Origin of the sequence: Gallibacterium genomosp. 1, assembly GCF_001678575.1 — a bacterium.
GTDB lineage: Bacteria > Pseudomonadota > Gammaproteobacteria > Enterobacterales > Pasteurellaceae > Gallibacterium.
Map to the genome: position 1 here is coordinate 1 of NZ_JTJP01000026.1, position 12229 is coordinate 12229.

Below are 12229 nucleotides of genomic sequence, written 5' to 3' on the forward strand. Positions count from 1 at the left end.
AAGCCTACAAGCCTACAAATAGCTTATTCCCTAAATATCAACCTTGCAAATTTATTTTGGGAGGTTGTTAATGAAATCTGAGCAACTAATACAAAATGAATTGTTTTCTCATAGCGTTCATATTCTTGATAAATATGAATGTTTTAGCTTAGGTTCAACTACGATCTCAAGCTTAATGAAGTCAAAATACATAAAAAAATTTTCAATAAGTAGAAATTTATTAAGAAAAAAACCTGATGTATTGATTATTGATAACCATAAAAATATCGTTATATATTGTGAACAAAAGCATCCTAATAAATTCAAAACAAATAAAGACATATCAAATGCAATAAATCAAGAAATTGATGTAGCTAAAGCTGTTAATGCTCTGATTTATGTAGTAAATGATGGAGATAGATTTATTTGGGTTAACCCAAATACTGGTAATCCTATATTAGATGAAGATGGGAATATCGTTGATTTACAAATAAAGCCAAAAGAAAACGCCAAACAAATAGCTAAATTAATAAATGATATTAGCCAATCTATTAGTAATGATAATGATAAGATATTAAAAAAGGAAGAGTTAGATCCAACCGATTTAGCAGTAAAGATAAATAGAATTTTAGTTAACCTAACATTTGCATCATCAAAGAAGTCACTCTATACATTTGTTGAATTATTCTTATTTAAATACTTGTCTGATATTGGTGTATTAAAAGGAGAAAACTCTTTTTCTTATATATCTAAAATGTACTCTAATGAATATAAAAGAGAGAATCCAGTTACAACTGATGCTGATGTTTTAGGAAAATATATTGATGGAGCAAGGGAGACTATGAAAACTTTGTTTCCAGAAGGTGAGGATGGGACCAGTATTATTAATGGACAAGTATTTCATGTTGAACGAGGTGATTATAATGAATACATCAGTATTGATGATACTGATAAAATATTTAAACAAGTTATTGAAGAATTTGAACGCTATGAAAAAAATAATGGGAAATTTTTAAGGATATCAAATGACTTTAAATCAAAACTATTTGAAACATTTATGAAAAATTCAAATGAAACTTCTAATATGGGGCAGTTTTTTACTCCATTAAAGATTGTTAATGAAATGGTTTCAATGGTCGATATAAAGGAAGGTATGAAAATCTGTGATCCTGCTTGTGGTGTTGGAAAGTTTCTTCTCGAAGCTGTTGAAACAAAAATACAAGATCTTTACAGTTATCATGATGGTGAACTGAAAAGTAAGATAGAACTTTATGGCTTTGATAAAATGATGTCAGATAAAGATGATTTAACTATTATTTTAGCTAAAGCCAACATGCTTATTTATTTTTCGCAACTATTTCAAGATAATAACTCATTACAAGATGTTAAAAATATTGCTAATGAATTATTGAACAAAACTTTTAATTTACATAAAACTATGTTAGGTACTTTATCAAATCTTGAAGAAAATAAATACGATCTAATATTAGCAAACCCTCCATATTTTCAGTCCAAACCAATGATGGATTCAGCTAAAGAGACTGATAAATATAAATTAAACGGAGGAGGAGTTGAAAGTTTATTTTTAGAATGGATAATGAAGTCTTTATCACATAACGGGGTCGCATCAGTTGTATTACCGGATGGAATATTCTCTAATTATATAAATCATAATCTAAAGAAATATATGTTAAATAATTTCTTTATAGAAAATATTATTTCACTACCTGTTGGTGCATTCTTTAATACACCTAAAAAAACATATATTCTTACTATAAGAAAGAAAACACATCAAGAAATAAATGAACATGCAAAACAAGATTATCCAGTTTTTACATATATAGCTAACTCTATTGGTGAAAGTCTAGATTCTTATAGGTTTGATATAGACGATAATGACTTAAAAGAAGCCGCTATAAAATATAACTTTTTTAAAAACTTTAATAAAAAAGAGCTTATTGAGCCAATTAAATCTTATATTGAAGATGATCGTAAACTAAAATTGATACCAATTGATGAGTTTGACCCTGACAAGTCTTGGATAATCGAAAATTGGTGGACAGAAGAAGAAAAAGTTGAAATTGGTTTAAAAAAAGCTAAAACTTTTGTAAGTCCTACAGAGTTTCAAGATCTATTATCAGATATGATCTCAACTCTAAAAGATTTTAAGGAAGAAATTGAATGGCTAAATTAAACTATAAAAGTATAACGCTAGAAAAACTATTTGATTGTAAAAGAGGAAATAGCAAATATACTAAAACATATTGTAATCAGCATAGTGGTGATTACGAAGTTTTCACTGGAACAACAATTGGGCATTTTGGATTTATTGATTCTTATGATTATGACTGTGAAAACTTAACATATTCAACAGATGGGGAATACGCAGGTACTTTGAAAGTATTACATGGTAAACATAATGTTGGGGGACATAGAGCAATTCTAATACCTAAAGTTGAAAATTTGGTATTAGAGTATTTTAAATATATTCTTCAACCAATATTTTTTCTCCATAAAAAGAAAGGTGATGTCCCATCATTATCGTGGAGAAATATTAAAGGATTATTAATTGAAGTTCCTATTGATGATAATGGGAACTACGATATTGAATCACAAAATCTAATTATTAGTAAATATAAGTCTATAGAGATTAAAAAGAAAGAGCTTGAAGATAGACAAAATTATATCAATAGAATTGATGTGAAAATACCTCATTCTGATAAATATAATTATATAAATGAACCCATCCATAAACTTTTTTATGTAACTAGAGGAAATAGTCTATATACAAAGAATTATTGTAAGCAAAATGCAGGGGAATACCCTATTTATTCTGCCGCAAATGATGAGCCTTTAGGGTATATGAATACTTACGACTATGATGGTCGTTATGTTTCAATATCAATAAATGGTATTGCTGGAGTTACAAAAATAATAGAGGGGTGTTTTTCTATAAATGCAGATAGAGTAATTTTAACACCTAAAACATTTGATATCGATTTAGATTACGTTGTATATATTTTAGAGCCAATATTAAGAAATCTATCAAAAGGTAGAAAAGGCATTAATAATAAAAATGAGTTTTCAAAATTAACACCACGAATGATCGATAATGTTAAGATTTCAATACCTATAGATAGTAATGGTGACTATTGTTTAGATGAAATGAGAGAGGTTTCCAAAAAGCATTTGAATATATTAGAAATAAAAAAACAATTAAATGATAAAGTTAGTGAGCTTTTATCTACTGAAATTAGTTTTTAATGTCTTGAATTTACTAAAGGACGAGAATCTACTAAATTATATAATTAGTCAAAGAATACAATTTTATTCAATCACCAATTAATACACATTAACAGGTGTGTAGCGAATGTTTAGGTGGCAGAAAATTTCATCTTGTAAATTTCCTGTTTTAACAATCGCAATTTCACTCATTTTAAATGAGCCTTCCACAAGTTCCTTGTGGGTAACGGTATTCGAGGCATAAACGCTTTGAGCCGACCTGAAATTCAGGTGGGCTATTTTTTATGTCTAGCGTTTGGCTTTGAGTACCTTGTACACACAAGGAATACTTATGGCGCAGCATTATCTGCTTTCAAGCAAATCTAAAAATTTAAATCTCAAACAAATCTTTCGTTTAAGTGAAGACGAAGCCTTGCAACTTTTAAAAGCCAACCGTCGGGAAAATCCTGATAAAATCCTCCAAAGTAGTACGTCTAAATTATAGAATAAGCCACTTAAGATAATCACTCAATGTGTTTAAAATATCAGCAATTAAACTTATCGAAAAATTTCTCTTGACAGAACTAAGACCTTTTTTGAACTGGTCACATTCAAAAACACAAAAAAATTCAAAAAACACTTGACAAAAGAAAGTGCTTGACAAATACTAGTATTTATTATACCTTTTTGCTCACAGAGAATAGTCCCTTCATTATGACTTTGTTTTTTAAGCCTAAAAAGGCTTGGAGATTTCGGAGTTTTAATGAAGGGATTTTTGTTTCTATGGCACAACATTTTCGGTTATCAGCGGCAGCACGCCAGCTATCTGTAGATAGCTTGGCGAGTTTGTCTGATACCGAGATTTTTCAGCTATTGAAACAAGCTCGTTGGGGTAATGTAGATGAAATGAATGATGTTATTTGTCCGCATTGCCATACTCGCCACCACGCCTATTTCATTTCTACTCGTAAACAATGGCAGTGCAAACATTGCCAGCATCGTTTTTCTATTACAGCAGGCGCAATTTTTCAAGGTGCAAAACTTTCCTTGCGTAAAATTGTATTGGCAATTTTCTATTTTGTGACTGAAAGCAAGGGATTATCCGCTATTACGTTATCACATAAGCTCAACGTGCAATATAAAACGGCATGGGTACTGTTGCATAAATTTAGGGAAAGTTTAGAAAAAGCCAAAGATTTAACGCTGTTAAATGGTGAAGTACATATCGACGGTGCTTATGTGAATTACTACATTCGCCCTAAAAATTTCTGTCATAAACGTATTGATAGACGGAAGAAACACTATCAGCGTGTGGATAAGTCTTGTGTATTGGTATTCCGCCAACATGCGGCGAATCAAACCGTGATGAAAGGGGCTGATAGAAGTATTGTCGCCCTAATTAAAGAGGAAAATACGCAAGATATACTTGATTTAACGCAACGCTTAGTCAAGCCGAACAGCACCATTCATGCTGACGAAAACCCTGCTTATGACAGTCTCGCCTTTCATTATGATTTATGGCGAGTAAACCATTCACTGGAATACTGCTCGATTGACGGTATCACGAATAACCTTGCCGAATCCTTTTTTGCACGGTTACGGCGCGCAATTACAGGTATCTACCACAAAATGAACAATAAATATCTGATGTTCTATGCCAATGAAATAGCGTGGCGAGAAGATAATCGCCGAAAAAGTGTAAAAGAGAAATTTGAGCAATTACTAAAATGTTGCTTAAACACCTTGCCATCACGAGATTTTACAGGGTACTGGCAAGGTAACAAAAAAGCCGAAGCATTGTTTGGCGTAGCAAGCCTGACAGCTTCAAACGATTCACACTACCTAAATGCAGCCTAATAAGGAAATTAATATGGAGATATTTCTTTTTATTTATATGTTAGGGATTAGCTTTATCTATCAGCGATTAAGACGATTGCTGATTATCCACTATATGCTTTCAGTCTTGATTATTTTGCTTGTGAGCAAAGGGTTAGAATATTTCTACCCTAGTGTGGAGAGTATTCAGTTTATTGCTGATGTAAATACCTTTTTTATATCTCTTGATGTAACGGTACTGTTTATTAGTGCTGTGTATCGCTTTAGTTATCTCAAAACGAAGGTTATTAATCAAGCCCAACTTGATTCATTGTCCTTAATGCCAACGTTCGCTCTCTTTCCTAGAATACTGTTACATCCATCAGCAAGAGATATTCACGATGATTTTTGGCAACGGTATAAAAACCTGAAATAGCCACTATTTTTACTGCAACAAAAAGGAATACAAATGACTGAAAAAAGAATCAATACAGACCTAACAAAAATGTCTTACGAGCAGTTTCAAGCGTTTATGCAAGGGATTGCTTTGCTTTATTCTAACGTGAGCTTTGAGCGTAATTACATGTCTTTATTTAGTGACTTAAGCTCAATGGCGAAACATGTTGAACGACTACCTTCGGATTTCTTTACTTTTTATGGGGCGTATGAAATTGCGGATAATCAAGTTGTGCTTGCTGTGTTTGGAATTAACCTCTCTGAATCAGAGAGCGATGAAAGTCCAAATATCTCAGATATTGAAGTGAGTTTTGCAGAAGATGAACGTAATCTACGATGCTTGGTTCGAATCAGAAAATATCTCACCCAATCGGATTTTGTAGCAAGGGCAAATGTTGCCTATCCACCAGTAATGGAAGATTTGTTATGGGAAAAAGATTCTGTCAGTAAAAAAACATCTAAAAAGACATCTTCTACTGAAATGGAAAATCCTGTTTGGGATTTCGATGACGATGTTTCTTTTTAAGTGAGTTATATTTTTCAATATCCTTTAAATCAGAAAGCCTTTAACTTATCATCAAACTAAAGGCTTTCTTTTCAACGGTTAATTATTCAAGTTTTGGTTTTGTGCAACTGCTACATAATACCGTGTACTATAAGGCTTTAGCCCACTTTTTACCAACACTTTTGTCTACTATGCCTGGAAAATTATAAGTTTAAGTGTTGAAGATGGCGGAACGGACGGGACTCGAACCCGCGACCCCCTGCGTGACAGGCAGGTATTCTAACCAGCTGAACTACCGCTCCGCAAAAAAATGACTAAACTAAATGGCGGAACGGACGGGACTCGAACCCGCGACCCCCTGCGTGACAGGCAGGTATTCTAACCAGCTGAACTACCGCTCCGCATTTGTGGTGCGCATAATAATATCGTTGAGAGATCTCGTCAACCTCTTTTTATGAAATTTAGTTTAATTGATGAATTGATAAGCTAAAGAGCAAAATTTACGACAATTTCTTGCAACAAAAATGTCTTAATGGCGAATTTTTTGCCATTTTAGAAAGGTGGCATTTTTTGATTTTTCAGAAAGTAACTTTGCTTAAAGCAGAATCATTTGAAAATAAACAGCTAAAAAGATGAGCAAAATTATCTTTTTATCCAATTTTCAGCAATTAGCAAACATAATCAATAACAGATATTTTCACCTTTATCCGTATTCAGTGTTTTACTCAAATTTATAGTGACTTTTACTATTTATTATCAGATATGTGAAATACTGATTAGAACACTTCGTTTTCAAGCCTTTGATTTTTTTCGGTAATACTTTTCTATTACGCTGTTTTTAAATTTTACACCGATGTTTCATAAACGATATGAGCAGTTGTTTTATCATTTTTACCACTATCAATATCATTAAGTAAAAAATAAAATCTACATTTGGTCGAAACCAAAAAATTACATCCAATTCAACTGCTTCAAAATCACAATCCCAATGGCAGAACTCACAATCGCGCTAATGGTGGTGATGCCAACAATATTAGCGGCGGTTTTGGCATTGCCGCCCATACTCCGCACCATTGGGTAACTGGCGACGGCAACCGGTGTGGCGCTCATTAAGAAAATCACGCCTAAACTGATGTTGTCTAAATTAAACACTCGTGCGAAAACCACCATCACTAACGGTGCAAAAAAGATGCGCCCGATACTGGATTGAAAAGCGATTTTTGAAGAGGTATCCATTCCTTTTAAATCCAAGCTGGCGCCGGTGCAGAGCAGTGCCAACGGTAATGTCATTCGGGAAAGATAATCGCCGGTGCTGATCAGCGGTTTAGGAATAGTGAAACCGAGTTTGCTGATGAGTAATGCCAACACAATCGAAATGACCAATGGATTTTTCGCAATTTGGCGCAAGATGTGCATAAGGTTCGGTTTGCCGTTGGCAGCAAGTGAACGGCTTAGGGTAATCACAGCTAAAATATTGTATAAAATGGTGATGACCGCCGTATAAACCGATGCGGTGGCGATGCCGGCGGAACCGTAGGCATTGGCACAGAGCGATAAGCCGATAATGCCGCTGTTGCCACGAAAAACGCCTTGTACAAAGGTGCCGCGTTCACGTTTATCTTCAATATATTTGGCGGCGTAAAATTCAGACAGTAAGAAAATAATGATACAGCCGAGATAACCGACAGACACCATTTTGAGCTGTGCGGCATAATCGGTCGGATGTTGCACAATGCTGAGGAAGAGCAGTGCCGGCAAGGTGATGTTGAAAACTAATTTTGATCCCTGTTGGCTGAATTGATCGTTGATCATTCCGATACGGCGCAGATAGATTCCTAAAAACAGCATTAAAATATTGGGCAAGGTGACGCCGATAGAAAATGATATGGATGCTAGAAATCCCTCCATTTTTACCTCACTTGTCGGGTTAATATAGCAACGAGGAGTTAGCTCATTGTGAGTAAAAAAAGTGTGCTGATGAAATTGATCAGCACACGTTGCCATTATTTTATGTTTCGTTGCGAAACCAATTGAAAGGAAATTAACCTAAAATTTCTGCCAATTTTGCACTGACAGCGTCAACGGTTAAGGTGCCGTCAAGACGGAAATAGGCAGTTTTACCGGCATCCGCTTCTTTTTTATAGTAATCAACTAATGGTTGTGTTGTTGAGTGATAAACTTTTAAACGATCCAATACAGTTTCAGGTTTGTCATCGGCACGGATAATTAAATCTTCGCCGGTAACGTCATCTTTACCTTCCACTTTAGGCGGATTGTAAACAATGTGGTAGCTGCGTCCGGACGGTTGGTGTACACGGCGACCGCTCATACGTTCCACAATCACTTCATCCGGCACATCAAACTCCAATACGAAGTCGATCGCAATACCGGCAGCTTTTAAAGCGTCCGCTTGTGGAATAGTGCGTGGGAAGCCGTCTAATAAGAAACCTTTTGCGCAATCAGGTTGTGCAACACGATCTTTAACCAATGCGATGATTAAATCATCCGGCACTAATTTACCGGCATCCATTAACACTTTTGCTTGTTTGCCTAAATCAGAACCGGCTTTGATTGCGGCACGCAACATATCGCCGGTTGATATTTGTGGAATACCGTATTTATTCATAATAAATTGGGCTTGTGTGCCTTTGCCTGCGCCCGGTGCGCCTAAAAGAATAATTTTCATAGATACCTCTTGTCGTTCAAAAATGTGAATACCTTACCTGTATGTGGTAGTAAACACAAGCTAAATTAAAAATTTATTGCTCAGTTGTTGTTGCTTTGTAAGGAGCAACCCAAAGCAAGCATAACATCCCTGGAATCGCCAACACGAAACAGAGTAGATAAAAATGATAATAACCTAATTGCTCAATCAGCCAACCTGCGCTTGAGCCCAATAATGTGCGGGGCAGTGCCGCTAAACTGGTGAATAAGGCTAATTGGGTGGCGGTATAAAGCGGATTGGTTTCTCTTGCCATAAAGGCAACAAAGGCGGCAGTACCCAAGCCGATACCGATATATTCGCCGCCGACCACCAACGCTAACGCGAACAGTTCAAAATGTCCGACTTGTTGGAATTGTCCGAAATGCGCCAACCAAGCGAAGCCTAAAATGGTGAGAATTTGCACCAGCCCGAACCACCATAACGCTTTATTGATGCCGATTTTTAACATCAAAATACCGCCGACAATACTGGCGATCAACATTGGCCATAAACCGGCGTTTTTGGCGATGAGCGCAATATCCAAACTGCTGTATCCCATATCGATATAAAAAGGGGTCAGTAATGCGGTTGCCATTGTGTCGCCGAGTTTATACAGGCACATAAACGACAACACTAAAATCAGCTGTTTTGCACCTTTGCGTTGGTAAAATTCGGTAAAAGGTTCGATCACGGTCTGTTTTAAGGTTTTCGGCGGTGCTGCTTTCAGGAGCGGTTCACGAGCGATAAAGAGTGTTGCCAGTAAACCGGGCAGCATAAAAAGAGCGGTGATAATAAAGACGCTGTGCCAGCTGTAATAAGCACTTAAAAAGATCGAGAGCGAGGCTGGCACTAATCCGGCAAGACGATAGGCATTAACGTGAATCGAGTTCCCTAGCCCCAGTTCATTGTCGCTTAAAATTTCACGTCGATAGGCATCCAGAACAATATCTTGCGTTGCAGAGAAGAAAGCCACAATGGTGGAAAGTGCGGCTATCATTGTTAAATCTTGTTGCGGTGTCAGCCAAGCAAATGTCAGCAGAGTAAACAGCAACAGTAATTGAAACAGAAAAATCCAACCTCGCCGCCGACCTAACAGCGGTAAGGCGTAACGGTCGAGCAGTGGCGACCACAAAAATTTCCAAGTGTAGGGTAAGTTGATTAAGGTGAACAGACCGATCGTTTTTAGATCGACCTGTTCGCTGCGCAGCCAGTAGGGAATCAGGCTGACTAAAATATAGAGCGGTAAACCGGAACTAAAACCGGTAAATACACAAATAAGCATATTACGGCTAAAAATTTGCTTGGAAACGGAGGTATTTACCGGCATAGGTGGTTCCTGATTAATCTTTATATCCGTTCGGATTATTTTTTTGCCAATTCCAAGTGTCGCGCATCATCTGTTCCAAATCACGCTCGGTTTTCCAACCCAGTTCTTTTAATGCCAATGACGGATCGGAATAACAGACGGCAATATCGCCCGCACGGCGTTCGGTTAGACGATATGGAATCTTGATGTTATTCACTTTTTCAAAGGCGTGCACCATATCCAATACAGAATAACCGGTGCCTGTGCCTAAATTGTAGATATGCAGACCGGCATCATTTTCGTGACGATCCAACGCTTTAAGATGTCCGATGGCTAAATCGACCACGTGGATATAATCACGCACACCGGTGCCGTCGTGGGTCGGGTAGTCGCTGCCAAAGACGGAAAGTTGTTGTAATTTACCGATTGCCACCTGGCTGATATACGGCAGTAGATTATTTGGAATACCGTTCGGATCTTCACCGATCAAACCGCTTTCGTGCGCACCGACCGGATTGAAATAACGCAAGATGGTCATACTGAATTGTGGAATGGCTTTCACCACATCCATAATGATACGTTCCACCATAAATTTTGATGTGCCGTAAGGATTGGTTGTGCCTCCAACATTGCATTGTTCTGTAATAGGGATAATTTCCGGATCACCATAAACAGTGGCTGATGAACTGAATACAAAATTGAAAACATTAGCTTGACGCATTTCATCAAGTAGAGTCAAAGAACCTTCGACATTATTACGATAATACTCAATCGGTTTCACCACGCTTTCGCCTACCGCTTTTAAGCCGGCAAAATGGATCACGGATTCAATTTTATGGTCGGTAAAAATGCGTTTTAATAAGGCACGATCCAACACATCGCCTTGATAAAATGTTACCGCTTTGCCGGTGATCTGTTTAACACGATCCAAAGATTTAGCAGAGGAGTTGGAAAGATTATCCAATACCACCACTTCACGATTGGCATTGAGTAGTTCGACAACAGTGTGCGAGCCGATATAACCGGCACCGCCTGTAACCAAAACCGCCATTGTTACCTCCTTCGGTAAATTAATTTAATATTTTACGGTTAAGCCGAATTGTTCCAACTGAGCCTTAATTTTTTCCAATGACTCTTTTGTTGGCGGCTTAACATCTTCCAATTCATATTTTAAGCCGAGCGTTTCCCATTTATGTTTACCCAACTGGTGATAAGGGAGCAGTTCGACTTTTTCGATATTCTTCATATCTTTAATAAATTCGCCCAATAACTGCACCGAGTGTTCATCATCGGTGTAACCCGGCACGACAACATAGCGAATCCAAGTTTTTTGATTACGTTTTTGCAGATATTTAGCAAATTCTAAAGTGCGTTTATTGGATACACCAATCAAATCTTGATGAATACTGTCATCAAGCTGTTTTAAATCCAACAGAACAAGGTCAGTTACATCAAGCAATTCATCGATCACCTGATTATAATGACGCACAAAACCGTTAGTATCCAAACAAGTGTGAATATCCTCTTTTTTGCAGGCACGGAACCAGTCTCGAATAAATTCTGGCTGCAAAATAGCTTCCCCACCAGAAGCGGTCACACCACCTCCAGAGGCATTCATAAAGTGGCGATAGGTCACCACTTCTTTCATTAATTCTTCAACAGTAATTTCCTTACCGCTATGTAAATCCCAAGTGTCACGATTATGACAATATTTACAGCGCATTAAACAGCCCTGAGTGAATAAAATAAAACGGATTCCCGGGCCATCAACCGTACCGCATGACTCAAAAGAATGGATTCTTCCAACTGCTGACATTTTACCTGCCTTTATGATTATAGTATCTTCAAAAATTTTTTAATTTTAACTGAATTTGTTGTAAATGTCAGGCAGCATATGCACTAGCTCTACTGTAGAAGATCTGATGATATTAAATCTGCCATTGCGAAAGGCACTGCTAGAGATATAGCAACAGCTGTCGTTATTTCTGCTCTGAGTTGCTCTGTTTCCGTTTTCTGTATTGTATTTCCTTGAGAATTATAGAATCCCCAAATTTGCCCTCCTATCAAATCATGTGTCCCAGCAAAAGATTCTACTAATCTATCTGAGAAACTTCCCACTTTATACGGTATAGTTATATTAGATGGTAGATACCAACCACCTTCAATCGCCTGAAAGCCACCCGTAGAACCATATAACTCTTGTACTATTTTCGATTGGTTATAACTGGCGGAGGCGGAGAAG

10 protein-coding genes, 2 tRNA genes and 1 pseudogene are annotated in these 12229 nt (G+C 36.9%); 6 read left to right on the forward strand and 7 right to left on the reverse strand.

The genetic code is table 11. The features are described from left to right. Positions 1-70 precede the first annotated feature (70 nt). The 6 genes and pseudogenes from QV04_RS05515 (at position 71) to QV04_RS05535 (ending at position 5998) form a co-directional block, all read left to right on the forward strand. On the forward strand, positions 71-2173 hold the full coding sequence (locus QV04_RS05515; protein ID WP_039174178.1) for an HsdM family class I SAM-dependent methyltransferase: 2103 nt from the start codon (positions 71-73) through the stop codon (positions 2171-2173). Then, positions 2161-3243, forward strand: coding sequence for a restriction endonuclease subunit S (locus tag QV04_RS11280; RefSeq protein WP_081964374.1), 1083 nt, complete (start codon positions 2161-2163; stop codon positions 3241-3243). Before QV04_RS05515 ends, QV04_RS11280 begins: the two co-directional genes overlap by 13 nt. A gap of 310 nt (positions 3244-3553) precedes the next feature. Further along, a pseudogene (locus QV04_RS11485) lies at positions 3554-3679 on the forward strand (IS1595 family transposase); the annotation flags it as partial. A 305-nt stretch (positions 3680-3984) separates the two neighbouring features. After that, positions 3985-5058: an IS1595 family transposase gene (locus QV04_RS05525; protein ID WP_065231597.1), complete on the forward strand. Its 1074-nt coding sequence runs from the start codon at positions 3985-3987 to the stop codon at positions 5056-5058. Between the two features lie 13 nt (positions 5059-5071). Then, positions 5072-5452, forward strand: coding sequence for a hypothetical protein (locus tag QV04_RS05530; RefSeq protein WP_039174175.1), 381 nt, complete (start codon positions 5072-5074; stop codon positions 5450-5452). 33 nt (positions 5453-5485) lie between these two features. After that, complete coding sequence (locus QV04_RS05535) at positions 5486-5998, forward strand: hypothetical protein (protein ID WP_065231596.1); 513 nt, start codon at positions 5486-5488, stop codon at positions 5996-5998. Positions 5999-6202: 204 nt separating this feature from the next. Here QV04_RS05535 and QV04_RS05540 read toward each other — a convergent pair. From QV04_RS05540 to pflA, 7 genes are all read right to left on the reverse strand, one after another. Further along, positions 6203-6279, reverse strand: a tRNA-Asp gene (locus tag QV04_RS05540). Between the two features lie 22 nt (positions 6280-6301). After that, positions 6302-6378, reverse strand: a tRNA-Asp gene (locus tag QV04_RS05545). Positions 6379-6928: 550 nt separating this feature from the next. Further along, positions 6929-7981 (reverse strand): AEC family transporter, encoded by a 1053-nt coding sequence (locus QV04_RS05550; RefSeq protein WP_231924859.1) that lies wholly within the window; start codon positions 7979-7981, stop codon positions 6929-6931. 37 nt (positions 7982-8018) lie between these two features. Next, complete coding sequence (gene adk / locus QV04_RS05555) at positions 8019-8663, reverse strand: adenylate kinase (RefSeq protein WP_018347253.1); 645 nt, start codon at positions 8661-8663, stop codon at positions 8019-8021. A 73-nt stretch (positions 8664-8736) separates the two neighbouring features. After that, complete coding sequence (locus tag QV04_RS05560) at positions 8737-10008, reverse strand: AmpG family muropeptide MFS transporter (protein ID WP_065233284.1); 1272 nt, start codon at positions 10006-10008, stop codon at positions 8737-8739. Positions 10009-10021: 13 nt separating this feature from the next. Beyond that, positions 10022-11038, reverse strand: a complete 1017-nt coding sequence (gene galE, locus QV04_RS05565) for a UDP-glucose 4-epimerase GalE (protein ID WP_065231593.1) — start codon at positions 11036-11038, stop codon at positions 10022-10024. 24 nt (positions 11039-11062) lie between these two features. Further along, positions 11063-11803: a pyruvate formate lyase 1-activating protein gene (gene pflA, locus QV04_RS05570; protein WP_021461813.1), complete on the reverse strand. Its 741-nt coding sequence runs from the start codon at positions 11801-11803 to the stop codon at positions 11063-11065. Between the last annotated feature and the right edge of the window lie 426 nt (positions 11804-12229).